Source organism: Arthrobacter sp. Y3221159 (genome assembly GCF_059089885.1).
Window position 1 is genome coordinate 106,713 of record NZ_JBNHFC010000007.1, and the last position, 26,701, is coordinate 133,413.

Below are 26,701 nucleotides of genomic sequence, written 5' to 3' on the forward strand. Positions count from 1 at the left end.
TATCGCCCTGCCTGCCCTACCACCCATCCCGCAGGCTGTCCGGCCGTGCGGGAAGGTACCCGGCGGGATGCTAGGTGAGGAACAGGACCTTGGTGGCAGCAGCGATTCCTGCGGCCCAGAGCATCGACGTGAGGGTCCCGATGATGAAGCGCTCCGCAGCTACCGGCGTCTCCTTCAGCTCGGCGAACCTGCCAAGGCCTTTGACGGCCACGATATAGGCGATGGCGACCGGCTGGCCGGTGAGGATGGCAAGGCACACGCCCAGCCGCTCCAGGATGCCAATGATGGCCCCGCCGCGCAGGATCCGCTGGCTGGGGACCGCCGGCCCGGCAGGCGCAGCGTCTGAGGCCGGCCGGCCGGGTTCAGCGGTGAGTTCACCGTCCACATTCTGGTGGGGCGTGTCCGGCCGGTGCCCGGTGGAACGGTCCACCGTGACGTCCGCGGCGGGGTCCTCGGCCGCCCTCCGCGCCTCTTCCGCCGCCTTCGCCGCGTCCGCCTTGTCGTCGATGGTGCGGGCGAGCTTGAAGACGAACGCCGTGACAGGCCATCCGCCAAACCCGGCCAGCAGCAGGGCGGCAGCGATCCAGAATGCAGTCAACGGTCTCCTTCGGTCTGGCCAGGTTCAGTGTGGGTGCCTTTGGGACGGGAGCCGGCAGCCACCAGGGAGTGGGCATGGACAAGGAGCATGGAAGCTGCCGGCCTGGCAGCCCATTCTTCCTGCCATCCGGACCTCAGCACGGTACGGCTCACCGATTGTTCCGTAATTCCCAGTTCCCCGGCCACGAGTTTCTGGCCACCGTGCCTGCCTGCCCCGCCCTCCAGTGCGCGCAGCCGGTCTACTACGCGCCACTGCGCAGGGGTCCGCTGCTGCACCAGGCGCCCGATCAAACGAAGCACCGCCTGCGCATTTGCGCTCGCCATGTCACCTTCCTGGGCTGGGGTCCGGGTATCACCACCCATCGTCCCGGCCACCACTGACAACGGAACCTGGCTGGCCGCACCCTTCGCCAGTTCCACAGCTTTGCGCGCCGCCACAAAGGCGCTCCCGGAGCCTTCACGAGGGCTGCCGCCAGGGGCAAGTTGTACGTTTCCCAATCCGATCCCCACATACCAGTGCCCGCCCCGCAGCGCATGCAGGGCTACATCCACCACCTCGTCGGCGGAGGCCAGCACGCCCTGGAGTTCGTCACCCACGGAGCGTTCAAAAGTGGCGGGCGTCAGCCTTGCCAGGTCCGAGATGAGCTCCGGCACCCGGTCCACATCGGAGGTACTGCCGCGCTGGTCGATCGTCAGGACATACATGATTCAACCGTAAGCGGCTGATCGTCATCAATCAATCGGAATTAGCTGATTTTCTGATATCAGCCATCAACGGCTGATATGGACCCGTCATTGGGCAGGGCGGGAACCGGCTCCGCGGAAGAAGGGGCGCCGCCATCAGCCGAAGAGGTTCACAGGTTTCACGATGTCGGCGTAGATCAGCAGGGCACTCATTCCCATGAGCAGGGCCGCCACCACGTATGTGACGGGAAGCAGTTTCGCGATATCGAACGCCCCGGGATCAGGCCGGCCAAACAGTTTTGCCACCTGGCGCCGGGCACCTTCGTAGAGTGCCCCGGCAACGTGGCCGCCATCGAGCGGCAGGAGCGGGACCAGGTTGAAAACTGCCAGCGCGAAGTTGAGCCCGGCCAGCAGGCCAATCAGGGTGGCCACCCGGGACTGGACCGGGATCTCTTCCATCGCGGCCACTTCGCCGGCAACCCGGCCCACGCCCACCACGCTGATGGGGCCGTTGGGGTCCCGCGGTTCCTCACTGAATGCCGCCTTCGCAACACCCACCACCCGCGCCGGCAGATTGAAGATGACTCCGGCCACCTGGCGGATGTTCTCCCCCGCCATCGGAAGGACGGACGACGCCGGCTGCGGCACCAACTCCGTCTGCGCGCCAATGCCCAGGAAGCCTACGTCCTGGTACAGGAGGGTGCCGGCGTCGTCCGTTGCCTGCCTGCCGTCGGCGCCGATGATGGGCCGGGCGGACAGGACCGGCGTCACCGTGGTGGAAACGGAGGCGCCGTCCCGCTCCACGGTGATGTCCACTTCCCGGCCGGCGGAGGCACGGATCCACTCTGTCAGCTGGTCCCAGCTGGTGACCACCTTCCCGTCAAAGGAGGTGACGGTGTCGTTGGGTTGAAGTCCTGCCGCGGCGGCCGGGGTCAACTGGCAGTCCGCAGAGTCCGGGTCCACCGTTTCGCCCGCTGCCACCTGACATTTGGACACGTCCGAGATGGTGGTGGTAGCCGTTGCCATGCCGAAGCCCATCAGCAGGACGGCAGTGAGGATCAGGCCGAGGACCATGTTCATGGCCGGCCCGCCGAGCATGACGATGATCTTCTTCCACACCGGAAGCCGGTAAAAGACCCGGTTCGCGTCGCCCGGGCCTACTTCCTCATGAGCCAGGGAGCGTGCTTCCGTTGCGAGCGTCTGGAACATTCCGGTGCTTGAGGGGCGGACCGAGCCATCCTCTTTGTTGGGCGGGTACATGCCGATCATGGACACGTAGCCGCCCAGCGGGATGGCCTTGATCCCGTACTCGGTCTCGCCTTTCCGCCGGGACCACAGGGTGGGGCCGAAGCCGATCATGTACTTGGTGACCCGAACCTTGAAGAGCTTGGCCGGTACCAGGTGGCCCACTTCATGGAGCGCGATGGAGGCAGCGATGCCGATGGCCACGAACACGACGCCGAGGACAAAAAGGAGAACGGGGGTCATAGAGGGTGCTGCTGCTTCCTAAAGACTGCTGACTGCTAAACGTTCATGGGCGCGGGACCGTGCCCATCCTTCAGCATCCAGCACTGATTCCAGCGTCAGCCGGGAGGAACCTGAGTGTTCACTGAGGACACTATCCACGGTATCCACGATGTCCGTGAAGCGGATGCGGCCCGCGTGGAAGGCCATCACGGCCTCCTCGTTTGCGGCATTGAAGACCGCTGGGAAGGTGCTCCCCTGCCGTGCTGCGTCCTTGGCGAGGTTGACGGCGGGGAACGCCGCCGCGTCCAGCGGCTCGAAGGTCCACGTGACTGAATTGGTCCAATCACACGCGGCGGCAGCCTTGGGCACCCTGTCCGGCCAGCCCAGCCCGAGCGCGATGGGCAGGCGCATGTCCGGCGGCGATGCCTGGGCGATGACGGATCCGTCAATGAACTGGACCATGGAGTGCACCACTGACTGCGGGTGGACCACCACGTCGATCCGGTCCAGCGGAACATCGAACAGCAGGTGCGCCTCGATGACCTCAAGGCCCTTGTTCACCAGCGTGGCCGAGTTGGTGGTGACCATGACGCCCATATCCCAGGTGGGGTGCGCCAGGGCTTCCTGAGGGGTAACGCCGTGGAGGTCTTCGCGGCTCCTGCCCCGGAAAGGCCCGCCCGAGGCCGTGAGGATCAGTTTCTCCACTTCCGCGGTGGATCCGGACCGCAGGCACTGGGCGATGGCGGAGTGCTCGGAGTCAACGGGCACGATTTGGCCTTCCCGCGCTGCGGCCTTGACCAGTTCTCCGCCCACGATGAGCGATTCCTTGTTGGCAAGCGCCAGGGTGGCGCCTGATTTCAGTGCCGCCAGGGTGGGGGCAAGCCCGATGGACCCGGTGATGCCGTTGAGCACCACGTCCGCCTCGATTTCGGCGATCCGGGTGGAGGCATCGGGGCCGGCAACGATTTCCGGCCGGTAGCCCGGCCTTCCGGCCGCGGCTGCCGCTCCGGCAATCAGCGACTCCAGTTGCCGCGGATCGCCCCCGGCGATGCCAACCGCGGAAGCACCGGTCTGGACAGCCTGCCTGGCCAGGAGTTCAAGGTTGCCGCCGCCCGCGCTGAGTGCCACGACCTTGAAGAGGTGCGGGGCGCCGTCGACGACGTCCATCGCCTGGGTGCCGATGGAACCGGTGGATCCGAGGAGGACGACTCTGCGCTGCATTGCTTAAGTATCCCGCACCATTCTTGACCTCCTGACGGCCCGGCGTAACGTGGATCCCGTGGACTGGCTGTCATGGTTCGATGCGCCGGAATACGAGTTCGCCCGGCAGGTGCTGCAACGGGGCGTCGCCGCGCTCTTCTTCGTGGCGTTCCTCTCCTCGCTCAACCAGTTCCCTGCGCTGCTGGGCGAACGCGGGCTTCTGCCGGTCCCGGAATACGTCGGCGCCTTCAACAGGATGCGCCGGCCCACCCTGTTCCGCTGGCGGTACTCGGACCGGCTGTTGCGGGTTGTCTGCGCCACGGGGCTGGTGGTATCCGCACTGCTGGTGGCGGGGATTCCGCAACTCGGACCGCCGTGGGTGCCGCTCATTGCCTTCCTGGCCCTCTGGCTGCTGTACATGTCGATCGTCAACGTTGGCCAGACGTTCTACGGCTTCGGCTGGGAAATGCTGCTCCTGGAAGCCGGCTTCACCGTAGCCTTTCTGGGTTCCAACCAGACAGACCCGCCCCGCACCATCCTGCTCCTGATTGCATGGCTGGTGTTCCGGCTGGAATTCGGCGCCGGGATGATCAAGATCCGGGGTGGCCGGGAATGGCGGGACCTGACGGCGCTGTACTACCACCACGAGACGCAGCCGATGCCAGGCCCGCTGAGCCGGCAGGCCCACCTGCTGCCCAAGCCCCTGCACAAGGTGGAAGTGCTGGGCAACCACTTCGCCCAGCTGGTGGTCCCGTTCTTCCTGTTCGCGCCGCAGCCCGTTGCCAGCGTGGCGGCAGGCATCATCATTGCCACCCAGCTGTGGCTGGTGGCCAGCGGAAACTTCGCCTGGCTGAACTGGATTGCGATCGTCCTGGCCTTCGCAGCGGTCAGCGACCCGGTGGCCCACGCCGTCATCCCCGCGATTCCCCTGGACTGGCACAGCGGGACGCAGGAGACGCCGGCCTGGTGGCTGGCCATCACCCTCGCTGCCACGGTGCTGCTCGTGGTGCTCAGTTACTGGCCGCTGCGGAACCTGTTCTCGAGCCGGCAGCTGATGAACGCCAGCTTCAACCGGTGGCAGCTGGTCAACACGTACGGCGCGTTCGGCACCGTTACCAAGAAGCGGATCGAAATCGTGGTGGAGGGAACTATGGATGAGGAGCCGGACGATTCCTCCTGGCGCGAGTACGGGTTCAAGGGCAAGCCCGGGGATTTGCGGCGGATTCCGCGGCAGTGGGCGCCCTACCACCTCCGGCTGGACTGGCTGATGTGGTTCCTGCCGCTGCGCACCGTGCATGAGGAGTGGTTCTACGCGTTCCTCGGCAAGCTCTTGGAGGCGGACCGGCAGACGCTGCGGCTCCTGCGCCATGACCCGTTCGACGGCGGGGCGCCGCGCTGGGTGCGCGTCCGCAGCTACCACTACCGTTTCGCCACCCGGCGGGAGTTCCGCGAGACCGGGAACCGCTGGGTGCGGACTCTGCTGTACGAACCGATACCGCCGCTGTCGCTGCGCCGGTCACCGGGGCGGCGCAGGTAACGAGGCGGCGCAGGTAACGGGGCGCGAACGCCCTAGGCGTGTTCACCCGCGCGGCGGATGACGGCCTCGGCGTGCTGAAGGAGGGGGCCGTCGATCATCTTTCCGTTGTACTGGAAGACCCCGGAACCGGCGGCACGGGCAGCCTGCAGCAGGGCCGCGGCCTCTGTGACCTCGGCCTCGGAGGGCGCGTATGCGCCGCGCACCACGGAAGCCTGGCTGGGATGGATGCACGCCTTCGAGCTGAAGCCTGACGCCACGGCGTCCGCCGTTTCCGAAGCCAGTCCGCCAAGGTCCGGAATGTTCACATAGACCGCGTCCACGGCCTCCTTGCCGAACGCACGGGCCGCCAGCAGCACCGACGACCGTGCGTGCAGCGCCACTGCCCGGTAGCCGCCGTCGTCCTTCCTGCTGGATGTTCCCCCCAGGGTTGCCAGCAGGTCCTCGGCTCCCCACATCAGTGCCACCACATTGGGCGCGGCGGCAATGGCGGGGGCGTTCAGGACGCCCACGGCCGTCTCGCACAGCGCGATGACCTGGTAGTCCGCCAGCGCCTCCAGCTGTTCGGCAGTCTCCGCCTTGGCAAGCATGACGGTCCGGTAGGGGGTGTGGGCCAGGCAGTGGAGGTCCTTTTCGAACTCCTCGGTCCCCGCAGGGTTCACGCGCACGATCGTCCGGCTCGGGTCCAGTTCCGGCTCGTCGCCCGTTGCCCCCACCTGGGCGAGGATGGCACCGCGGGCCCGCTGCTTGTCCGCCGGGGCCACGGCATCCTCGAGGTCCAGGATAACGGCGTCTGCGCGTGTGGCAGCCTTCTGGTAGCGTTCGGGCCGGTCAGCGGGGCAGAAAAGCAGGGCGGGTCCCATCACAAAGGTCATACCGGCATTGTCTCCTGTCCGTCCCGGTGGCCGCTTCCCCGGCCGACGCCTTCTTTCTCCTCCCCGCCGTTCCCCTGTCCGGCGCGCTGCCGCGCATGCGCCTCACGGGTCCACATCAGGCAGCTCCGCGTTGCCAGCGCCACCACGGTGCCGTCCTGGTTCCTGCCGGTGTGCCGCATTGTGACGATCCCCTGTCCCGGCCGTGAACCGGACAGCCGCTTTCCGGTGATCAGCGTTTCGGTGTAAAGGGTGTCCCCGTGATGGAGCGGGTGCGGAAAGGACACGTCCGTGAGGCCCAGCTGGGCGATGATGGTGCCTTGGGTCAGCTGGCCCACCGACTGGCCCACCATGGTGGCGAGCGTGAACATGGAATTCACGAGCCGCTGGCCGAAGGGCTGCCCCGCACTCCATGCGGCGTCCAGGTGCAGTGCCTGGGTGTTCATGGTGAGGGTGGTGAAGAGGACGTTGTCCGCCTCCGTCACTGTCCGGCCAGGGCGGTGGGCGTACAGCACGCCCTCCTCCAGTTCATCGAAGTACAGCCCGCGCTGCTCGATGACGCGCGGGCCGGCGTCCTGGTCCGCCCGGGCCCCCGCGCCCCCTTCTTCCGGCCTGGCGGCAGTCATACGGTCAGTTCCATGTCTTCCTCGAACAGTTCGGCACCTGTGGCCGCCGCAACATCTTCCACCGAGACATTCGGGGCCAGCTCGCGCAGGACCAGCCGTGACCCGGACCTGTCCGTCACGACGTCGATGACCGCGAGGTCCGTGATGATCCTGTCCACGCAGCCTTTGCCGGTCAGCGGAAGCGAGCACTGCTGGACGATCTTCGGGTTCCCGTTCCGGTCCACGTGTTCCATCATGACAATGACCTTCTTGGCCCCGAAGACAAGGTCCATCGCGCCGCCCATGCCCTTGACCATCTTGCCCGGGATCATCCAGTTGGCGAGGTCGCCGTTCGCTGCCACTTCCATGGCCCCGAGGACCGCTACGTCCACGTGCCCGCCGCGGATCATGCCGAAGGACGCGGCGGAATCGAAGAACGCGGCGCCCTTGTTGACCGTGACAGTTTCCTTGCCGGCATTGATCAGGTCCGGGTCGACGGCGTCCTCCGCCGGGTAGGGGCCAACGCCCAGGATCCCGTTTTCGGAGTGGAGCACCACCTCCACCCCGTCAGGGATGTAGTTGGGGATTAGGGTGGGCATGCCGATGCCGAGGTTCACGTACTGGCCGTTGCTGAGCTCCTTGGCCACCCGGGCGGCGAGCTCGTTGCGCGTCCAGCCCTTGGTGTCGGCACCGGCCGTCGACTCGCCGGGTGCGGCATGCTGCTGGGATGCCGCGCGCCGGTATTCAGGCCGGACCGCTTCGGGCCGGGGTGCTTCAGGGCTGTTCGGGTCCATGGTCATGCTCCTGCCTGCCCGGTGAGGGCCACCGTCCGCTTTTCGATCCGTTTCTCGCCGCCAGGCGCCACCACCACCCGCTGGACGAAGATGCCCGGCGTGTGGATGTGCTCGGGATCAAGCTCGCCGGGCTCCACGAGTTCCTCAACCTCGGCGATGGTGATCCGGCCCGCCATGGCGCACAGCGGGTTGAAGTTCATGGCAGTGGCATGGAAGACCAGGTTGCCGTGCCGGTCGCCCTTCCAGGCGTGGACCAGCCCGAAGTCGGGGGTGAGGGACTCCTCCAGGACGTAATCGACGCCGCCGAAGGAACGCACCTCCTTCGGTTCGGAGGCCACCGCGATGCCGCCGTGGGCGTCGTACTTCTGCGGCAGGCCGCCGTCGGACACCTGGGTGCCCACGCCCGCCTTGGTGTAGAACGCCGGGATCCCGGCGCCACCCGCCCGCAGCTTCTCCGCGAGGGTGCCCTGCGGAGTGAGGACCACCTCAAGCTCGCCGACCAGGTACTGGCGCGCGAACTCCTTGTTCTCACCGACATAGGAGCTGATGGTGCGCCGGATGCGGCCGTCCCGGAGCAGGATGCCCAGCCCCCAGTCGTCCACGCCGCAGTTGTTGCTGACGGTTTCCAGGTCCGAGGTTCCGGACCGGTGCAGGGCGTCGATCAGGGTGACCGGTATTCCGCAGAGCCCGAAGCCGCCCACGGCCAGGGAGGCGCCGTCAGGAATGTCCGCCACTGCCTCGTCCGCGCTTGCAACAACCTTGTCAATCATCATCGATCCTTTCAGGCCGGCTACGTTCCATGCGGCAAACGCCGGGTGCTACAGACCCAGTTCGCGGGCGATGAGCATCAGCTGGACCTCCGTGGTGCCCTCCCCCACTTCAAGGATCTTGGAGTCGCGGTAGTGGCGTGCCACGGTGAACTCGTTGATGAAGCCATAGCCGCCGAATACCTGGGTGGCATCCCGCGCGTTGTCCATGGCCGCCTCGCCTGCGACCATCTTAGCGATGGCCGCCTGCGTCTTGAATGGCTTGCCGGCAAGCATGCGGGCAGCCGCATCGTAGTAGGCCAGGCGGGCGGTATGGGCCCTGGCTTCCATGCGCGCGATCTTGAACGAGATGGCCTGGTACTTGCCGATCTCGCTACCAAACGCCCTGCGTTCCTTGGCGTACCGGACGGACAGGTCCGCGCAGCCCTGCGCCGCGCCGGTGGCCAGGGCCGCGATGGCGATACGCCCCTCGTCCAGGATGGACAGGAAGTTCGCGTAGCCCCGCCCTTCGGTTCCCAGCAGGTTCGCTTCGGGAACCCGGACGTCCTTGAGGGTGAGCGGGTGCGTGTCCGAGGCGTTCCAGCCCACCTTGTTATACGGCTTTTCCGCCTTGAAGCCGGGCGTGTCGGTGGGCACCAGGATGGTGGAGATTTCCTTCTGCACCGTCCCGTCGCCGCGTTCCCTCTGGCCCGTGACGGCGGTGACTGTCACCAGCCGCGTGATGTCCGTCCCGGAGTTGGTGATGAACTCCTTGTTGCCGTTGATCACCCAGTCCCCCGCATCCCGCCGGGCAGTGGTCTTGGTGCCGCCGGCGTCCGATCCCGCCTCCGGCTCGGTCAGGCCGAAACCGGCGAGCGCCTGCCCGGACGCGAGCATGGGCAGCCACTGCTGTTTCTGCTCGTCGGTGCCAAACCGGTACACGGGCATGGCGCCCAAAGAGACGCCTGCCTCCAGCGTGATGGCCACGGACTGGTCCACGCGCCCCAGCTGTTCCAGCGCCAGGGCGAGGGCAAAGTAGTCGCCGCCCATTCCGCCGTATTCCTCGGGAAAGGGCAGGCCGAACAGTCCCATTTCCGCCATCTGCTTCACTACCTCGTAGGGGAAGCTGTGCTCTTCATCGTGCTTGGCCGAAACCGGAGCCACCACATTGTCCGCGAAGTCGCGCACCGTGTCGCTAAGGTCCTGGTACTCCTCGGTGAGTTCTACGCCTGGCATTCGTTAGGCTCCTTCGCCTGTTGTGGGATTGTGGTGGTCCTGTTCCGCGGTATGCGGGTGGACGGTGGCGAGGACCTGGTCGGCCTTCACCAGGTCTCCCGGTTGTGCGTTGAGGTGCACCGTTCCGGCGAGGGGTGCCAGGAGCTGGTGTTCCATCTTCATGGCCTCTACCGAGACCAGCACCTGGCCGGCTGCCACGGCGTCGCCGTCGGTGACCGGGACGGACACCACGGTGCCGGGCATCGGCGAACGCACGGCCGGGTCAGCGGACCCCTCTTCACGCTGGATGGCTGCAAGGATCCGTTCCAGCCGTTCCTCCCGGGTCAGAACGTCCAGGCGGCAGGACCAGCCCTGGTTGCCGAGGAAGACCTGCCCCGTGCCGTCTTCCGCCAGCGCGTAGTGGTGGGCGCCGCCGTCGAGCATCAATTCCACGTGGCCCTTCCCCTGGACGTGCAGGGAGGCGGTGTGGCCCGCACCTCCGTCCACCGTCACCGCCACCGGGCCGGACGCGGCGTCGCCGGTGACCTCCACGGTGGCCATGCCGCCGTCGGGGGTCCCCAGGGTGATGCGGCGCGGTGCGGGCTTGCCCAGCCGCCAGCCATTGCGCATCTGCCAGGGCCCGGCAGCAGGCGGAAGCTGCTGTTCCTGGCCGGCCAGGACATCCAGCGCCGCAGCCACCAGCTCGGCAGGACCCACCCGCCGGAAGGTGAGGCCGGGAAGCTTCCGCCCGATCAGGCCGGTATCCAAGCGTCCCGCCCGCACGTCGGGATCATTGACGAGCAGCCGGAGGTACTCGACGTTGGTGTCCAGGCCAAGGGCGGTGTAGCCGGCGAGCGCCGTGTCCAGTGCATCGAGTGCGGCGGCCCGGTCCCCGCCCCAGGCGATGACCTTGGACATCATGGGGTCGTAGTTCGAGGACAGCTCCAGCCCTTCAACCAGGGAGGAGTCCACGCGGACCTTGCCTTGCGCGCCGGCGGGCAGCTCGTCCAGCAGGTGCACCCTGCCGGTTGATGGCAGGAAGTTCTTCTCCGGCACTTCGGCATACACGCGGGCTTCCACCGCGTGGCCGGTCAGCACGACGTCGGACTGCCGGATGGAGAGTTCCCGGCCTGCCGCAATCCGTACTTGCCATTCCACGAGGTCCAGGCCGGCCACCATCTCCGTGACCGGGTGCTCCACCTGGAGGCGGGTGTTCATTTCCATGAAGTAGAACTCGTCCGGGTGCTCGTCGGAGACCAGGAACTCCACCGTTCCGGCACCGGTGTAGTTCACGCTGCGGGCGGCATTGCAGGCAGCGTCGCCAATCCGGGCCCGGATGGCGGCGCCGTTGGGCAGGTTTTCCAGCAGCGGTGACGGTGCCTCCTCGATGACCTTCTGGTGCCGCCGCTGCAGCGAACACTCGCGCTCGCCGAGGTGGATGACGTTGCCATGGTGGTCCGCCAGCACCTGCACCTCGATGTGCCGCGGGGTGGTCACCAGGCGTTCCAGGAACAGGGTGTCGTCGCCGAAGGCGCTCGCCGCCACCCGCCGGGCCGTGGCCAGGGCCGCCGGAAGGTCCTCCGCTTTGTCCACTGCGTGCATCCCCTTCCCGCCGCCGCCGGCGGAGGGCTTGATGAGGAGCGGAAATCCGACGCCGGCCGCTGCCTCCGCCAGCTCGGCATCGCTCATTCCGGGGCGGGCCACGCCCGGCACCACGGGGACCCCGTAGCCTGCCACGTGGTTCTTGGACCGGATCTTGTCCCCCATGACGTTCAGGGCCTCCACGCCGGGACCGATGAAGGTGATTCCCGCGTCTTCCAGGGCCCGGGCGAAATCGGCGTTCTCGCTGAGGAAGCCGTAGCCGGGGTGCACCGCCTGGGCCCCTGTTGCGCGGCAGGCCTTGAGCACCGCCTCGATGTTGAGGTAGCTATCGGCGGCAGGGGGCGGGCCGATGCGCAAGGAAGTGTCAGCCTCCCGCACGTGCCGGGCGCCGGCGTCGGCATCGCTGTACACGGCGACCGACCTGATGCCGAGCGCACGCAGTGTACGGATCACGCGGCAGGCGATTTCGCCGCGGTTGGCCACCAGGACGGTGCCGAACAGCGGGGCTGCGGCGACGGCTGCTGCCGGTGTTGCGGAGACGTCAGTGGGTGCGGTCATGGTGTGCTCACATCCGGAAAAGGCCGAAGGAGGTGTCCGGCAACGGGGTGCGGGAGACGACGTCGAGCGCCAGTCCCAGGACGGTGCGGGTGTCTGCGGGGTCGATCACGCCGTCATCCCACAGGCGGGCGGTGGAGTAGTAGGGGCTGCCCTGGTCCTCGTACTGCCGCCGGATGGGGGCCTTGAACTCTTCCTCGTCCTGTTCCGGCCATTCCTCCCCGGCGGCTTCGTACTGGTCCCGCTTGACGGTGGCCAGCACGCTGGCGGCCTGGTTGCCGCCCATGACGGAGATCCGGGCCGCGGGCCACATCCACAGGAACCGCGGCGAATAGGCCCGGCCGCACATGGAGTAGTTGCCTGCTCCGAAGGATCCGCCGATCACCACCGTGAGCTTCGGAACCCGGGCCGTGGCGACGGCCGTGACCATTTTGGCCCCGTTCTTGGCGATGCCGCCCTGCTCCGCGTCCCGGCCCACCATGAAGCCGGAGATGTTCTGGAGGAAGAGCAGCGGAATGCCGCGCTGGTCGCAGAGTTCGATGAAGTGTGCCCCCTTGAGGGAGGACTCGCTGAACAGCACGCCGTTATTGGCCACGATACCCAAGGGGTGTCCGTGCAGCCGGGCAAAGCCGGTGACAAGCGTGGTGCCGTAGTCCTTCTTGAATTCGTGGAAGGTGCTGCCGTCCACCAGCCTGGCGATGACTTCGTGCACGTCGTAGGGGGCGTTGACGTCCGTGGGTACGGCGCCGTACAGCTCTTCCGTGCTGGCAACGGGTTCGACGGCGGGTTCCACCTGCCACGCGGGCGGGGCCGGGGGCGGCAGCGTGGCCACGATGTCCCGGATGATCTGCAGGGCATGATGGTCGTTCTCGGCCAGGTGGTCGGTCACACCGGAAATCCTGGAGTGCACCTCCCCGCCGCCCAATTCCTCCGGGCTGACGATTTCGCCGATGGCCGCCTTCACCAGCGGCGGGCCGCCCAGGAAGATGGTGCCCTGGTTGCGGACGATAACCGTCTCGTCGCTCATCGCGGGAACGTAGGCTCCGCCCGCGGTGCAGGAACCCATGACGGCGGCGACCTGCGGGATCTTGGCCGCTGACAGGCGCGCCTGGTTGTAGAAAATGCGTCCGAAGTGGTCCCTGTCCGGAAAGACTTCGTCCTGCTTAGGCAGGAATGCGCCGCCCGAGTCGACGAGGTAGATGCAGGGAAGCCGGTTTTCGAGGGCGATCTCCTGGGCCCGGAGGTGCTTCTTGACCGTCATGGGGTAGTAGGTGCCGCCCTTGACGGTGGCGTCGTTGGAGATCACCAGCACCTGCCTGCCGTGCACCAGCCCGATGCCGGCGATTACGCCCGCGCCCGGAGCTTCGTCGTTGTACATGCCGTTGGCCGCCAGCGGCGCGATTTCCAGGAAAGGACTGCCGTCATCCAGTAGCTGGTCGATGCGCTCCCGGGGCAGCAGCTTGCCCCTTGCCACATGGCGTTGCCGGGACTTTTCAGGACCCCCCAGAGCCGCTTCGGCCAGTCTTTTTCGGAGCTCCCCGGCCAGCTCCCTCTGGGCCTGGCTGTTGGCACCGAACGCCTCGCTGGCCGGGTTGATCCTGCTGACAAGGGTCTCCATTGACGGTCCGTTCCTCCATGAGCCAAGCCGGATCCACTCCAACTCGGTTAGTGCCCAATAACTGAAATTCAGGTTAGTCTCTCGTAACTGTGATGTCCAACACATGGGCCGCCTTGCTAGAATCTGCGGGTCCTAGGAGGAAAAGTGCCCAGCACCGATACCACGCAGACCAGCGAGCGCAGCGCAGCCGGCCGCAGCCCGTCGACCCAGCGCAGCAAGGCGAAGGAGAACCGCCGCCAGGCACTGCTGGCTGCCGCCGCGTCACTGTTCGCGGTGAACGGGTTCAACAAGGTGTCGCTGGAGGACCTGGGAGCGGCGGCGGGAGTCAGCGGCCCGGCCGTCTACCGCCACTTCCCGGGCAAGCAGGCAGTCCTGGCCGACCTGCTGCTTACGGTCAGCCAGGATCTGCTGGACGGTGGCCGCCAGGTGGTGGAGGCCAGCCCCGACCCCCTGGCCGCGCTGCAGCGGCTGGTGGCGTTCCAGGTGGACTTCGCCCTAAGCAAGCCGGACGTAATCCGGGTACAGGACCGCGATTTCAGCAACCTGTCCGAGCAGGACCAGGCCGCTGTCCGCATCCTCCAGCGGAGCTACGTGGAGGTGTGGGTGGAGGTCCTCGCCGGCGTCCACCCGGACGTGGACATTCCGGAACTTCGGATGCGGGCGCACGCCACGTTCGGCCTCATCAACTCCACCCCGCATTCCGTGCGCAGCCACGGCCGCAGGATTACCGCCGCGGCCGCCCGCCCGCTGCTGGAGGGGATGGCCCTGGCCGCCCTCACCGTCAGTATTCCCCCGGCCCCCTGACAACCACTGGAGTTGTTGTCCAGCTATGGCGGCTTGGAACCGCTTGGAGTCACCATATCTGGACAAAAACTTCCGACCGCCGGCCCGGAATTCTGGCGCGGGTGCGGGCCGCCTTTCTACTACACCATGGTCAGGACCATGCCGGGTTCGGCCAGGATCGCGCCGACGTCGGCCAGGAACCGGGACCCCTGCTCGCCGTCCACCAGGCGGTGGTCGAAGGACAGGCTGAGCGTCAGGACCTGCCGCAGCGCCACCTCGCCCCGGTACTCCCAGGGCATGGTCCGCACGGCCCCCATGGCCAGGATGGCCGCTTCCCCCGGATTGAGGATGGGGGTGCCGGCATCAATGCCGAAAACGCCAATGTTGGTAATGGAGATGGTGCCGCCGGACAGGTCCCCCGGGGCGGTCTTTCCAGCGCGGGCAGTCTCGGTGAGGGCCGTCAGCGCTTCTGCCAACTGGTGCAGGGACAGCGCATCGGCGTCCTTGATGTTGGGCACCGTCAGGCCGCGGGGCGTTGCTGCCGCAATACCCAGGTTCACGTAGTTGAAGGTGACGATCTCCTGGCTGGCCTCGTCCCACCTCGCGTTCAGGCCGGGGTTGCGCCGTAGTGCGATCAGCACCGCCTTGGCGGCCAGGGTCAGCGGCGTGAGCTTTACCCCGGAGAACGCGCTGCTGGCTTTGAGTTTGGCCAGCAGCTCCATGGTGGGCGTGACATCCACCGTCAGGAACTCGGTGACGTGCGGCGCCGTGAAGGCACTCTCCACCATCGCCGCGGCCGTGAACTTCCGGACACCCTTGATGGGAGTACGGGTCGCCCGTGCTCCCTGCTGCATGGAGGTGGCCCCGGCCGCCAGGGCGCCGTCCGGCTCCTGCGCGGGCTTGCCGTCCAGGAAGGCCTGGACGTCCTCCCGGGTGATGAGTCCGCTGGGACCGGTTCCGGGAACCTGTGCCAGATCCACGCCGAGGTCCTTCGCCAGCTTGCGCACCGGGGGCGTTGAACGGGGCCGCTCGCCCTGGTGTTCAGGGGCCGGTTCAGCCACCGCTGCTTCCGGCGCGGCAGGACTGGCTTGGACAGGTTCGACCATCGGAGATCTTGCTCCGGCAGAGCCGGCCAGGGGAAAGGTGCGGGCCCGCCGCGCCGGGCGGGCGGAACTTTCGACGACGGCGCCGTACCCCACCAGGTTCGGCTGCCTCTTGGGCGCTTCCCCCTCCGACTCTCCCACCCCGGCAGCAGTGCCACCTGCCGCGGAAGGTGGCGTCCCGGCGTCGTCCGCGACTTCGAAGGACACGATGGGCTTCCCTACCTCCACGATGGTGCCCGGCTGTTCGTGCAGTTCCTTGATGACGCCCGCGAACGGTGACGGCAGCTCCACCACCGCTTTGGCCGTTTCCACTTCGGCAATCACCTGGTTCAGGCTCACCGTGTCACCCACATCCACCTTCCAGCTGAGGATTTCTGACTCGGTGAGTCCCTCGCCGAGGTCCGGGAGCCGGAATTCCTTGATCATGGTGCCGCTCATCCTTCCAGCCCGCTGAGGGAGTTGGGGCGGCCCAGCGCGCGGTCCACACCATCCAGGATGCGGTCCAGGCCGGGCAGGTGGTGCATCTCAAGCTTCGAGGAGGGGTACGGGATGTCGAAGCCGGTGACCCGCACCGGCGCCGCCTCGAGATGATAGAAGCAGCGTTCGGTAATGCTCGCGGCTACTTCGGCACCCAGCCCGCCAGACTCGCCGGCTTCATGGGTGACCACCAGCCGCCCGGTCCGTCGGACCGACGCCACGATCGTTTCGTAGTCCACCGGCGCCAGCGAGCGCAGGTCGATCACCTGGATGGAAATGCCCTCGTCAGCGGCAGCGGTTGCGGCGTCCAGCGCCGTCTTCACCAGCGGACCGTAGGCAACCAGCGTGACGTCCGAGCCCTCCGTGAGGACCCTCGCCTGGTCCATGGGCAGGGCCGAGCCGGGACCGGCCGACTCGTCCACGTCGGCTTTATCGTGGTAGCGCCGCTTGGGCTCAAAGAAAAGGACGGGATCATCGCAGGAGATGGCCTGCTGGATTACGGTGTAGGCGTCCTGCGGGTTCGCCACCGAGACCACCCGGAGGCCGGCGGTATGCGTGAAGTAGGCCTCCGGGGACTCGGAGTGGTGTTCGGGCGAGCCGATGCCGCCGCCGAACGGGATCCGGATGGTGATGGGCATCTTCACTGCTCCGCGCGTCCGGTAATGCAGCTTGGCGACCTGGCTGACGATCTGGTCGAAGGCCGGGTAGACGAACCCGTCGAACTGGATTTCCACCACGGGCCGGTAGCCCCGGTAGGCGAGCCCGACGGCGGTGCCCACGATGGCGGATTCTGCGAGCGGCGTGTCCACCACCCGGTGCTTCCCGAAGTCCTTCTGCAGCCCGTCGGTCACCCGGAACACGCCGCCGAGGGTGCCGATGTCCTCACCCAGGAGGACAACCTTTGGATCGTTCTCAAGGGACTTCCGCAGGCCCGCGTTGATGGCGCGGGCAAAGGTCATCTGGGTCATCAGCGTGCACCTTCTTCAAGAGTGGCCGTATCGGGATCGCCGAAGGAGGCCAGGTAACGGGAGTAGTGGTCCTGCTGCCGGTCCAGCCAGGAGTTGGGGGTGCTGTACACATGCTTGAAAACGTCCAGCGGCTCCGGATCGGGCATGCGGGTGCACCCGTCGCGCATCTCGCGGGCAACGGCGTCGGCCTTGTCCTTGACCTGTTGCTGCAGGTCTTCGGTGAGCAAGCCCTTCCGGTCCAGGAGCGCCGCCATCCGGCTGATGGGGTCCTTGGCGGCCCAGTCCTCGAGCTCGTTGGGGTCCCGGTAGCGCGTGGGATCGTCGGCGGTGGTGTGCGGTCCCATCCGGTAGCTGACGGCTTCGACGAAGGTGGGACCGCCTCCCCGCCGTGCCCGGTCCAGCGCGACGCGGGTAGCCGCCATCACGGCCAGGACATCGTTGCCGTCCACGCGCAGGCTGGGAATCCCGAAGCCCGCCGCGCGGTCCGCGAGCTGGATATGGGACTGGAGCCTGACAGGTTCAGAGATGGCCCAATGGTTGTTGGTGCAGAAGAACACCACGGGGACCTGGAAACTGGCCGCGAACACCATGGCCTCGTTGACGTCGCCTTCGCTGGTGGCACCGTCGCCGAAGTAGGTGATGGCCACGGAATCGGTGCCGTCGTTCTGGATGCCCATGGCGTAGCCGGTGGCGTGCAGCGTCTGGGCGCCGATGATGATCTGGGGTGTGGCCATGTTGACGGTGTACGGGTCCCAGCCGGAGGGCGCATTGCCGCGCCACACCCGGAGCAGGTCCGCCAGGCCAACGCCCCGGCAGTAGGCCACGCCGTTTTCCCGGTAACTGGAAAACACGAAGTCGTCGCTGCGGAGGGACCGCGCAGACCCGATTTGCGCCGCCTCCTGGCCCAGCAGCGGCGGCCACAGCCCCAACTCGCCCTGCCGCTGCAGCGCCGTGGCTTCGAGGTCGATGCGCCGGACGACGCTGATGTCCTCATACAGCGAGCAGAGCTGCTCATCGGTGATATCCCGGACCCAGAAATCGAACTCGGGATGGCTGACCCGCTCCCCTGCAGGAGTTATCAGCTGGACCAGCCTGGAGGCCGGTCCGGAGGTGCCCTGGGCGCTGGTGGGGGCGGATGCTCCGCCCTGGCCCGTTCCGTCTGTAGACACGATAGCCCGCAACCTTCTCACGTCGTTGACCAGCAGCTTTGGAACTTGTGGCTCCCGCCCTGCCGGCCTCCCGGGCGCCGTTGCCCCGGATAATTGTGACCCTACTCACAATGCTCACGGGGTACAACTGCCGCGCCGATCCTTGAGCAAAATGCTCTGTGCCGGGCGTCGGGACCGTGCTAGCTTTGCGCATTATGCAAGCTTTGGATGGCACTGATACCCGACTGTTATCGGCCCTCGCGGAGGACCCACGGAAAACGGTGGTGGCGCTTGCCCAGCAGCTGGGCCTCTCCCGGAACACCGTGCAGGCGAGGTTGGCGCAGCTGGAAAAGAAGCACGCCTTCCTGTCCTTCGAGCGGCGCATCAATCCGGCCTCGCTGGGATACCCCCTGATGGCCTTCATCTCGGTGCACGTCCAGCAGCAGAAGCTCACGCAGCTGGCGGGGCAGCTGGCAGAGATTCCCGAGATCCTGGAAGGCTACGGCCTCACCGGATCCGCAGACCTGCTCCTGCGCGTGGTGGCAGTGGACGCCGAGGATCTCTTCCGGATCAACGGCAAGATCCTGGCCTGCGACGGCGTGGAGCGGGCTGACACTGCCCTTGCGATGGGTGAGCTCATCCCGTTCCGCGTGCAGCCCCTGCTGGAACGCGGATCAGCGCGCGGCTGAGGAGGGCTGCCGCAGGGATGAAGCGGTTCGCCCGCCGTCAGTGAGAGGGCGTTTGCGGAAGGGGCGCCAAAAGTGAGCGGGCGTTTTGCGGAACAGCGCCGTAACTGAAAGAGCGTTTTACGACGGCGAAACCCGGCCGGCAAGTAGGCCTGGGCGCCCGGGTTATAGGCTTGTCCCAGAAATTCGCCGGGGACCCGAACCGGACCTCTGCACCCCAGCACCATTTTTGGAAAGGCTCCACCTTGAGCAGTCCCCAGGAACCGTACCAGCCGGGCCACCCCGGCCCGGGCCAGCAGCAACTCCCTCAGCAGCCGGGCCAGTACGCGGCCGCAGGCCCGTTCGGCCTTCCCGGCGAGGAGCCGCCGGCGAGGAGGCGCCCCAAGCTGTGGGTGGTTCTGACAGCCATCGGCGGCGTCCTGCTGCTGGTCGGCCTGGGCATCGTCATCCTGGTCAATGTGGCGGGCAGCGCAACCAACCAGGCCAAGGGCCTTGCGGACGGCTTCACCAAGCTGGTCATCGCCGGGGAGAGCTCCAAAGCCTACGATGACTACCTTGACCCCGCGCTGCAGGAGCAGCTGTCCAAGGAGTCGTTCATGTCCGGCATCGCCAGCCTCAACATGGACGATACCTGCGAGCCGGAGTACAACGACCTCCAGGTGGCCACGGAGAACGGCGTCAAGTCTGCCGATATCGTGGGCCTGATCACCTGCGAGGGCAAGAACGTGGACCTGGCATACCGGTTCGAGGGCACGGACGAACTGAAGATGACCAATATCAAGCTCAGGCCGGCGCCGTAGCTCCGGATTCCGCATTAGGAAGATTGCTGACCTTTACCCATCCGCACTTCCGCATGGTCCGAATCGCTTCCGAGGGTCCCGGCCAGGGACCCGCAGTCCGGCGGGGAACACCTCCCCCGCCCTACCGGAAGGATTCGGGCCATGCGCACTTCACCCAACCGCCTCGTCGCCACCGTCTTCGGAGCCGTATACCTGCTGGTGGGCCTCCTCGGCTTCGCCGTCACGTCCGGCGTCGGCTTCGCCGCCACCGAGGGCGCCAACCTCATCATTTTCGAAGTCAACCCGCTGCACAACGTCATCCACCTCGCCATCGGTGCCACGCTGCTTTTCGCCGGGCTGAAGGGCACCGCGATCGCCCGTTCCGTGAACGCCACCGTTGGCGCCGTCTACCTGCTGGTCGGCGTGCTTGGCCTGTTCCTGCTGAACTCCCCGCTGAACATCATCGCCCTGAACGGCGCTGACAACGTGCTGCACCTTGCCAGCGCCGTACTGCTGCTGGGTGTGGGCCTGTCGCTGGACAAGTCTCCGGCAACCGTCCGGGCCTAGGGCACGATGGACCGGACCGCACCCGCCCGGACGCTGGAGCCGGGAGAAGCGCCGGAAGCCTCTGACGCTCCGGTACCTGCCGCCGTCCGGCTCTTCGCCGGTTTCGCTGGCTTCGGTGCCGGCACCGTCAACCTGGCCATTTCCTCAAGCCTCTTCGCCGGGACAGCGGATACCGCAGGGCCGGCGGAGTTCGCCGCGGGCGGACTCGCCGGGCTCTGGGGTGCCGGCCTCCTGGCGGGCGCGGTGATCCACTTGGCCCGAGGGACCTTTCCGGGCAGCCGGAGTGCACGGGGCACCCTGCTGGCAGCCGCCGCCGTCCATGCGGCCGCCGCACTGTTCAGCGCACCGGCCGGCGGGGGGCTCAACCTGAGCCACCTGGCTGCCCTGCTGCTGACGCTAATGATCATCGCGGCCGTGGCGTGGCTGGGCCGGCACCGGAGCCCATCCTCCGCATCCGGGATGTCCGCCGCGTATCCCGGCCGGCTGCTGCTGGCAGCCTTCGCCGGTGCGGTGCTGGTGGCAGGAATCGCGACGCCGGGACTCGCCGCTTCCACGGCAGGCCAGTTCGCCGTCCCGCACGGCGAGCATGGGCTCACTCCCCCGCCCGGGGGACACCACCAGCGCTGAAAAAGCCTCCGCGCCGATGATTCGGCACGGAGGCTTTTTTCGTTGCAGGGTGGCTGCGGTTTCAGGGCAGCCGCGGGCGGACGGTCAGTGGTTGACGGCCTTTTCGGCGCCGACCCCGGTGAGGGACCGGACTTCCATCTCTGCCTGCTTGGCGCTGTCCTCGCGCTTCTTGTCCAGCACCGTGCCGAGCCATCCCAGGAAGAAGGCCAGCGGGATGGAGACGATGCCGGGGTTGCTCAGCGGGAAGAAGGCAAAGTTCGCGTCCTTGATCATGGACGTTGCGCCGCCCGAGACCACCGGGGAGAAGATGATCAGCACGATGGCCGCGCCCAGGCCGCCGTACATGCTCCAGATGGCACCCTGCGTGGTGAACTTCCGCCAGAACAGCGAGTAGATGATGGTGGGCAGGTTGGCGGATGCCGCGACGGCAAACGCCAGTGCCACCAGGAACGCAACGTTCTGCCCGTTGGCGAGGATGCCGCCCAGGATGGCCAGGACGCCGATGACCACCACGGTCCGGCGGGCAACCTTCACCTCGGTGTCGGCGTCGGCCTTGCCCTTGGCAATGACGCTGGCGTAGATGTCATGGGCGAAGGATGCCGCAGCGGTGATGGTCAGGCCCGCCACCACGGCCAGGATGGTTGCGAAGGCCACGGCCGAGATGAAGCCAAGCAGCAGCGGCCCGCCCAGGAAGAACGCCAGCAGCGGGGCGGCGGAGTTGACGCCGCCCGGGGCAGTCTTGATGGTTTCGGGACCCACCAGGGCAGCTGCACCGTAACCGAGCACCAGGGTGAACAGGTAGAAGAGGCCGATCAGCCAGATGGCCCACACCACGGACTTGCGGGCTTCCTTGGCGGTGGGGACCGTGTAGAAGCGCATCAGGACGTGGGGCAGGGCGGCCGTGCCCAGGACCAGGGCCAGGCCCAGGGACATGAAGTCCAGCTTGGAGGTTTCGGTCTTGCCGTACTGCAGGCCGGGGTTCAGCACCGCCGGGTTGTTGGCGGTTTCCACTGCGGCGCCCAGCAGGCTGGAAAGGTTGAAGCCGTAGATGGCCAGGACCCAGAGCGTCATGACGGCCGCGCCGGCGATGAGCAGGACTGCCTTGATGATCTGGACCCAGGTGGTGCCCTTCATGCCGCCGATGAGGACGTACATGATCATGAGGCCGCCGACGACGATGATCACCAGGGCCTGTCCGCCCCAGTCGCTGATGCCCAGGAGCAGGGAGATGAGGCTGCCGGCGCCGGCCATCTGGGCGAGGAGGTAGAAGAAGCAGACGGCAAGGGTGGAGATGGCGGCGGCAATCCGGACGGGCCGCTGCTTGAGCCGGAAGGACAGCACGTCCGCCATGGTGAACTTGCCGGTGTTGCGAAGCAGCTCAGCCACCAGGAGCAGCGCCACGAGCCAGGCCACCAGGAAGCCGATGGAGTACATGAATCCGTCATATCCGTTGATGGCGATGGCGCCGGTGATGCCCAGGAAGGACGCTGCAGAGAGGTAGTCCCCGGCGATGGCAGTTCCATTCTGGGATCCGGTGAAGGAGCGTCCGGCGGCGTAGTAGTCCGCGGCGGTCTTGTTGTTCCGGCTGGCCCGGAAGACGATCACCATGGTAACGGCCACGAACAGTGCGAAGACGCCCATGTTCAGCAGGGTGGTGTCCTTGAGGGCGGCGACATCAACCGCTGCGGGAATCCCGGTCACTTGTTTACCTCGCCCACTCGATTGCCATCCTTATCAAACTCATGTCCTTCAATCTCATTCCGGATATCCGCGGCGATGGGGTCCAGCCGCCGGTTCGAGTAACTGACGTACCAGCTGGTGATTGCAAATGTTGAGACGAACTGCAGCAGGCCGAGGATCAGTCCGATGTTGATGTTGCCCCAGACCTTCGTGGACATGAATCCCACGGCGTAGTCGGCGAGCAGGACGTAGGCGAAGTACCACAGCAGGAAGGCCACTGCCATGGGGAAGACAAAGCTGCGGTGACGCTTGCGCAGTTCCTGGAACTGCCCGGTCGACTGGACCTGTTCAAAGTCCACGGACGCCGCTGCGTCCGGAGTATGGGCATCGTGACCCATCGTTCCTCCTCGTTGAGACTTGCCGGGACACACCGGCCGGCGGCCCTGCGCAGGCACACCTTGGGTGTGACTCCAATCACTGTGCGGGTGCCTGCCGCCGGATTCCAGTGGAAGGGCGCCCGTGGTCGCTCAACGGTCGGGATGCTGCGGCAAACGGCACCCGCCGCTACGCTGGGCTCCATGCCGGACTCCCCCCTCCTGACCGCCGCGGCCGTGGCCGTGATCGCCATGGCCATCGCCGTCGTCGTCGGCGTGGGACTCAAGGTGCTCCGCTCCTTCCGGGACCTCGGCACGGACGCCGAACGCGCCACCTACCACACGCTGCACGCGGCGTCCCAGGCCGGCCAGCACCTGCGGCGCGGCCTGAATCCGGCCGGGGCGGCGAAAGCCAGCCGGCAACTGCGCACCCTGCTGGGCTCGGATGCCCTGGCCATCACGGACACGTCCGGCGTCCTGGCCTGGGACGGCGCAGGCGAGGAACTCAAGCCCCGGCTGATGGAACTTGCTGCTCCCGTTCTGGCAGGAGGCCGGACCGCCGTGTTGCCGGCCGGCGCGGACGGTACCGGCGGCGGCCTTGCGGCCGTCATCGCGCCCGTGCGGGCAGACTCCCGCGTGGTGGGCGCCGTCGCGGCTTTCGCGCCGTCGGCCGGCGCCGGACTGGTGCGGGCTACCGGCGAGGTGGCGGACTGGGTGGCCGTCCAGGTGGAGCTGGCAGAGCTGGACGCGTCCCGGACCCTGCTGATGGAAGCCGAGGTGCGGGCGCTGCGGGCGCAGATCAGCCCGCACTTCATCTACAACTCCCTCAACGCCATCGCCTCCTTCATCAACACGGATCCCCAGCGGGCGCGGGAACTGGTGGTCGAGTTCGCGGACTTCACGCGCTATTCGTTCCGCCGGCACGGGGACTTCACCACGCTCGCCGAGGAACTGCGCTGCATTGACCGCTACCTGCTGTTGGAGCGCGCCCGCTTCGGCGAGCGGGTGCAGGTCAGCCTGCGGGTGGCGCCCGAGGTGCTCAGCACGGTGATCCCGTTCCTCAGCCTGCAGCCGCTGGTGGAGAACGCCGTGCGGCACGGCCTGGAAGCCAAGGAAGGGCCGGGCCACATCAGCATCACCGCGGAAGACGCCGGAGCGTTTGCCGAGGTGACCATCGAGGACGACGGCGTGGGCATGGACCCCGCGCAGCTCCAGTCAATGCTCGCCGGGCATACCGATGGCGAGCACGTGGGGCTGCGGAACGTGGACGCCCGGCTCCGCCAGGTCTACGGCAACGAGCACGGGCTGATCATCGAGACAGCTCCAGGCGAAGGCACCCTGATCACCATGCGGGTGCCCAAGTCCCAGCCCGGCCATGACGCCTGATCCGGCTCGCGCCGCCGGAAAGCTACCCTAGGAGGATGATTAACGTCCTCGTCGTTGATGATGAGCTGCCCGCCGTGGAAGAACTCGCGTTCCTGCTGGGCAGGGACGCCAGGATCGGCAAAATCCTCCGCGCGACCTCCGGGACCGAAGCCCTCCGGGCCTTGTCCACCGGGTCCGTGGACGCCGTCTTCCTGGACATCCATATGCCGGCCGTCTCCGGACTGGACATCGCCCGCGCCATTTCCACGAGCAGTAATCCGCCGGCGGTAGTGTTTGTCACCGCGGACGAGGAACACGCCCTGGCGGCCTTCGAACTCGCCGCCGTCGACTACCTCCTCAAGCCCATCCGGGCAGAGCGCCTGGCCCGGTCGGTGGGCCGGATCGCAGAGCTGCGCGACGGCGGCGGCTCGCCGGAGATGATCACGGTGGACCAGGGCGGAACCACCAAAATGATCAGGCGCGACGACGTCACGCACGTGCAGGCGCAGGGAGACTATGCCCGGCTCCACACAGCCGACGCCAGCTACCTCATCCGGGTCCCGCTGGCCGATCTTGAGCAGCAGTGGGCGGAAGCCGGTTTTATCCGTACACACCGTTCCTACCTGGTGTCGCTCAAGCACGTCACCTCCATGAAGCTTGCGGCCGACGGTCCCTGCGTCACGGTGGCAGGGGCCAGCCTTCCGATCAGCAGGCGCCACCTGCCCCTGGTGCGGGAAAAGCTTGAGGCCACCCGGATCAGGCCCAGCGCATGACCAGGGTGCGCGTGACCGCTCCCGCCACCGCGGCCCGGGCCGCGCAGGAGAGCCGCGAAGCCGCGCTGGAATCGGACGTGGGCCAGGTTTTCGTCCGGTCCCTGATCAGGTCGCAGCTGCGGCTGGCCCTGGTAGTGGCCTTCGGCTTCCTGCTGATCCTTGCCGCGTTTCCGCTGCTCCTGGCCACAGTCCCGGGCCTGTCAGAAGCCCGCGTGGCGGGAATCCCGTTCGGCTGGCTCCTGCTGGGGGTGGGAATCTACCCCGTGATCGGGCTCAGCGCGTGGCTGTACATCCGGACTGCCGCCCGCAACGAGGCCCGCTACCGCGACCTGGCCGGTGACCAGTGAGCGCGGTGCCCAACGGGCATCGTGCCGGTGACCAGGGTGTGGGCGGGCGGGGCAAGGTGACGCCACAGTGAATCCCGGCGTGGCGATCACCGCCCTGGCCGTGGTTTCCGTGGCCACAGCGGTGATCGGCTTCTACGGCCTGCGGATCTCCCGCACCACCGGCGACTTCTACGTGGCATCACGGACCGTGCGCCCCTGGTGGAATGCCTCGGCCATTGGCGGCGAGTACCTGTCCGCCGCGAGTTTCCTGGGTGTGGCCGGACTCATCCTGCTGTCCGGTACCGACGCGCTGTGGTTTCCGGTGGGATACACGGCGGGGTACCTGATGCTGCTGCTGTTCGTGGCGGCGCCGCTGCGGCGCTCCGGCGCGTACACGATTCCTGATTTCACCGAGGCCAGGCTGGATTCGCGGGCCGTCCGCAAGGTCACCAGCCTGGTGGTGGTGCTGGTGGGCTGGCTCTACATCGTCCCGCAGCTGCAGGGCGCCGCCCTGACCATCCGGATCACGACCGGCCTGCCGTCGTGGGTGGGGTCCTTGGCTGTGGTGGTGGTCGTCTGCCTCACGGTGGTGGCTGGCGGGATGCGCTCCATCACGTTCGTCCAGGCGTTCCAGTACTGGCTGAAGCTGACAGCCCTGGCGGTGCCCGTGCTGTTCATCATGTTCATGCTCGCCGGCAACGGCACCCCCGAGCTGTCGCCGCCCGCGGTCAATCCCACCGGTGCACCCCCTGCCGGGCTCTACCAGGGCGTTTCCCTGATGGTGGCCCTGCTGTTCGGCACGCTGGGGCTGCCGCACGTGCTGGTCCGGTTCTACACCAACCCGGACGGGCATTCCGCGCGGCGGACCACCCTGATCGTCCTGGGGCTGCTCTCCGTCTTCTACCTGTTTCCCACCGCCTGCGGTCTGGTGGCACGAATGTTTGCCCCGGACCTGGCTCGTTCCGGCCAGGCCGACGCAGTGGTGCTTCTGCTCCCGGGAAAACTGGTGGGCGGAACGGCCGGGGAACTGCTCTCGGCGCTGGTGGTGGCGGGCGCTTTCGCCGCGTTCCTGTCCACCACGTCGGGCCTGGTGGTCTCCCTGGCCGGCGTGATCAGCCAGGACGTCCTGGGCGCCGGCGTCAACGGGTTCCGGCTCGCGGCGGTGGTGTCCGCCGTCGTGCCGCTGGGATTTGCCTTCGTGACCGATTCCTTCACCCTGGCCGGCAGCGTAGGCCTGGTATTCGCCTTTACCGCCTCCACCGTTTGTCCCGTCCTGCTCCTGGGCATATGGTGGCGGGGCCTGACCGACGCCGGCGCCATCGCCGGGATGGTGACCGGCGGGCTTCTGTGCGGCGGGGCCATGATCACCAGCGCGGTGGCAGGGGCCGGGAATACCCCGGGCTGGCTGGCACAGCCGGCTGCGTGGAGCGTCCCCGCAGCCTTCGCGGTGATGGTGGTTGTTTCACTCGCCACTGCCCGGCGGGTACCGAAGTCCATGGCACGGGTCATGACCCGCCTGCACACCCCGGAGCGGCCGCTGGCCACGGAACGCTGAT

General features: G+C 67.2%; 26 protein-coding genes. 10 read left to right on the forward strand and 16 right to left on the reverse strand.

Annotation, left to right across the window (positions count from 1 at the left end; genetic code table 11):
* Positions 1-70 precede the first annotated feature (70 nt).
* The 4 genes from AC5RT3_RS09195 to dxr all read right to left on the reverse strand — a co-directional run bounded on the left by AC5RT3_RS09195 (position 71) and on the right by dxr (position 3,969).
* Complete coding sequence (locus tag AC5RT3_RS09195; protein WP_494010465.1) at positions 71-598, reverse strand: hypothetical protein; 528 nt, start codon at positions 596-598, stop codon at positions 71-73.
* A complete protein-coding gene (locus AC5RT3_RS09200) occupies positions 595-1,302 on the reverse strand; it encodes a MarR family transcriptional regulator (RefSeq protein ID WP_494010466.1) in 708 nt (235 codons plus the stop codon). Before AC5RT3_RS09200 ends, AC5RT3_RS09195 begins: the two co-directional genes overlap by 4 nt.
* Before the next feature lie 135 nt (positions 1,303-1,437).
* On the reverse strand, positions 1,438-2,769 hold the full coding sequence (locus tag AC5RT3_RS09205) for a M50 family metallopeptidase (RefSeq protein ID WP_494010467.1): 1,332 nt from the start codon (positions 2,767-2,769) through the stop codon (positions 1,438-1,440).
* 18 nt (positions 2,770-2,787) lie between these two features.
* Positions 2,788-3,969: a 1-deoxy-D-xylulose-5-phosphate reductoisomerase gene (dxr, locus tag AC5RT3_RS09210; RefSeq protein WP_494124012.1), complete on the reverse strand. Its 1,182-nt coding sequence runs from the start codon at positions 3,967-3,969 to the stop codon at positions 2,788-2,790.
* A gap of 58 nt (positions 3,970-4,027) precedes the next feature.
* On the opposite strand from dxr, the gene AC5RT3_RS09215 reads away from it, so the two are divergent.
* Positions 4,028-5,485: a lipase maturation factor family protein gene (locus AC5RT3_RS09215; RefSeq protein ID WP_494051547.1), complete on the forward strand. Its 1,458-nt coding sequence runs from the start codon at positions 4,028-4,030 to the stop codon at positions 5,483-5,485.
* 32 nt (positions 5,486-5,517) lie between these two features.
* On the opposite strand, the gene AC5RT3_RS09220 is transcribed toward AC5RT3_RS09215, so the two are convergent.
* From AC5RT3_RS09220 to AC5RT3_RS09250, 7 genes are read right to left on the reverse strand one after another with little or no spacing between them, the layout of a single operon-like run.
* Positions 5,518-6,357: an HpcH/HpaI aldolase/citrate lyase family protein gene (locus AC5RT3_RS09220; protein WP_494010470.1), complete on the reverse strand. Its 840-nt coding sequence runs from the start codon at positions 6,355-6,357 to the stop codon at positions 5,518-5,520.
* Entirely contained in the window at positions 6,354-6,980 is a 627-nt protein-coding gene (locus AC5RT3_RS09225; protein ID WP_494010471.1) for a MaoC family dehydratase, read from the reverse strand. Before AC5RT3_RS09225 ends, AC5RT3_RS09220 begins: the two co-directional genes overlap by 4 nt.
* Positions 6,977-7,759, reverse strand: coding sequence for a CoA transferase subunit B (locus AC5RT3_RS09230; RefSeq protein WP_494051546.1), 783 nt, complete (start codon positions 7,757-7,759; stop codon positions 6,977-6,979). The genes AC5RT3_RS09225 and AC5RT3_RS09230 overlap by 4 nt, the downstream gene beginning before the upstream one ends.
* Complete coding sequence (locus tag AC5RT3_RS09235) at positions 7,756-8,523, reverse strand: CoA transferase subunit A (RefSeq protein WP_494051618.1); 768 nt, start codon at positions 8,521-8,523, stop codon at positions 7,756-7,758. The genes AC5RT3_RS09230 and AC5RT3_RS09235 overlap by 4 nt, the downstream gene beginning before the upstream one ends.
* Positions 8,524-8,571: 48 nt before the next feature.
* Positions 8,572-9,735, reverse strand: a complete 1,164-nt coding sequence (locus AC5RT3_RS09240; protein WP_494010473.1) for an acyl-CoA dehydrogenase family protein — start codon at positions 9,733-9,735, stop codon at positions 8,572-8,574.
* A gap of 3 nt (positions 9,736-9,738) precedes the next feature.
* Complete coding sequence (locus tag AC5RT3_RS09245; RefSeq protein ID WP_494124013.1) at positions 9,739-11,874, reverse strand: acetyl/propionyl/methylcrotonyl-CoA carboxylase subunit alpha; 2,136 nt, start codon at positions 11,872-11,874, stop codon at positions 9,739-9,741.
* Between the two features lie 7 nt (positions 11,875-11,881).
* Positions 11,882-13,489, reverse strand: coding sequence for a carboxyl transferase domain-containing protein (locus AC5RT3_RS09250; RefSeq protein ID WP_494010475.1), 1,608 nt, complete (start codon positions 13,487-13,489; stop codon positions 11,882-11,884).
* Between the two features lie 144 nt (positions 13,490-13,633).
* Here AC5RT3_RS09250 and AC5RT3_RS09255 point away from each other — a divergent pair, with 144 nt between their 5' ends.
* On the forward strand, positions 13,634-14,293 hold the full coding sequence (locus tag AC5RT3_RS09255) for an SACE_7040 family transcriptional regulator (protein WP_494010476.1): 660 nt from the start codon (positions 13,634-13,636) through the stop codon (positions 14,291-14,293).
* A 119-nt stretch (positions 14,294-14,412) separates the two neighbouring features.
* On the opposite strand, the gene AC5RT3_RS09260 is transcribed toward AC5RT3_RS09255, so the two are convergent.
* Genes AC5RT3_RS09260 through pdhA form a run of 3 tightly spaced genes read right to left on the reverse strand, consistent with a single transcriptional unit; the run spans position 14,413 to position 17,989 of the window.
* Positions 14,413-15,801, reverse strand: a complete 1,389-nt coding sequence (locus tag AC5RT3_RS09260) for a dihydrolipoamide acetyltransferase family protein (RefSeq protein WP_494124014.1) — start codon at positions 15,799-15,801, stop codon at positions 14,413-14,415.
* Positions 15,802-15,809: 8 nt separating this feature from the next.
* A complete protein-coding gene (locus AC5RT3_RS09265) occupies positions 15,810-16,820 on the reverse strand; it encodes an alpha-ketoacid dehydrogenase subunit beta (RefSeq protein ID WP_494124015.1) in 1,011 nt (336 codons plus the stop codon).
* Entirely contained in the window at positions 16,820-17,989 is a 1,170-nt protein-coding gene (pdhA, locus tag AC5RT3_RS09270) for a pyruvate dehydrogenase (acetyl-transferring) E1 component subunit alpha (protein WP_494010479.1), read from the reverse strand. The genes AC5RT3_RS09265 and pdhA overlap by 1 nt, the downstream gene beginning before the upstream one ends.
* Before the next feature lie 194 nt (positions 17,990-18,183).
* On the opposite strand from pdhA, the gene AC5RT3_RS09275 reads away from it, so the two are divergent.
* The 4 genes from AC5RT3_RS09275 to AC5RT3_RS09290 all read left to right on the forward strand — a co-directional run bounded on the left by AC5RT3_RS09275 (position 18,184) and on the right by AC5RT3_RS09290 (position 20,627).
* Positions 18,184-18,657: an Lrp/AsnC family transcriptional regulator gene (locus AC5RT3_RS09275; RefSeq protein ID WP_494010480.1), complete on the forward strand. Its 474-nt coding sequence runs from the start codon at positions 18,184-18,186 to the stop codon at positions 18,655-18,657.
* 242 nt (positions 18,658-18,899) lie between these two features.
* A complete protein-coding gene (locus AC5RT3_RS09280) occupies positions 18,900-19,454 on the forward strand; it encodes a hypothetical protein (protein ID WP_494010481.1) in 555 nt (184 codons plus the stop codon).
* Between the two features lie 141 nt (positions 19,455-19,595).
* Positions 19,596-20,000: a DUF4383 domain-containing protein gene (locus tag AC5RT3_RS09285; RefSeq protein ID WP_494010482.1), complete on the forward strand. Its 405-nt coding sequence runs from the start codon at positions 19,596-19,598 to the stop codon at positions 19,998-20,000.
* A gap of 6 nt (positions 20,001-20,006) precedes the next feature.
* Positions 20,007-20,627, forward strand: a complete 621-nt coding sequence (locus tag AC5RT3_RS09290) for a hypothetical protein (RefSeq protein WP_494051542.1) — start codon at positions 20,007-20,009, stop codon at positions 20,625-20,627.
* Between the two features lie 84 nt (positions 20,628-20,711).
* On the opposite strand, the gene AC5RT3_RS09295 is transcribed toward AC5RT3_RS09290, so the two are convergent.
* The gene (locus AC5RT3_RS09295; protein WP_494051541.1) at positions 20,712-22,328 is read right to left on the reverse strand and encodes a monocarboxylic acid transporter; all 1,617 of its coding nucleotides are present in this window, start codon (positions 22,326-22,328) and stop codon (positions 20,712-20,714) included.
* Positions 22,325-22,705, reverse strand: a complete 381-nt coding sequence (locus AC5RT3_RS09300; protein ID WP_494010485.1) for a DUF485 domain-containing protein — start codon at positions 22,703-22,705, stop codon at positions 22,325-22,327. The genes AC5RT3_RS09295 and AC5RT3_RS09300 overlap by 4 nt, the downstream gene beginning before the upstream one ends.
* Positions 22,706-22,885: 180 nt before the next feature.
* Here AC5RT3_RS09300 and AC5RT3_RS09305 point away from each other — a divergent pair, with 180 nt between their 5' ends.
* From AC5RT3_RS09305 to AC5RT3_RS09320, 4 genes are all read left to right on the forward strand, one after another.
* Complete coding sequence (locus AC5RT3_RS09305) at positions 22,886-24,067, forward strand: sensor histidine kinase (protein ID WP_494051540.1); 1,182 nt, start codon at positions 22,886-22,888, stop codon at positions 24,065-24,067.
* Positions 24,068-24,102: 35 nt separating this feature from the next.
* The gene (locus AC5RT3_RS09310; protein WP_494051539.1) at positions 24,103-24,819 is read left to right on the forward strand and encodes a LytR/AlgR family response regulator transcription factor; all 717 of its coding nucleotides are present in this window, start codon (positions 24,103-24,105) and stop codon (positions 24,817-24,819) included.
* Entirely contained in the window at positions 24,816-25,166 is a 351-nt protein-coding gene (locus AC5RT3_RS09315) for a DUF485 domain-containing protein (RefSeq protein WP_494010488.1), read from the forward strand. Before AC5RT3_RS09310 ends, AC5RT3_RS09315 begins: the two co-directional genes overlap by 4 nt.
* Positions 25,167-25,233: 67 nt before the next feature.
* On the forward strand, positions 25,234-26,700 hold the full coding sequence (locus tag AC5RT3_RS09320) for a sodium/solute symporter (protein ID WP_494124016.1): 1,467 nt from the start codon (positions 25,234-25,236) through the stop codon (positions 26,698-26,700).
* Position 26,701 lies beyond the last annotated feature (1 nt).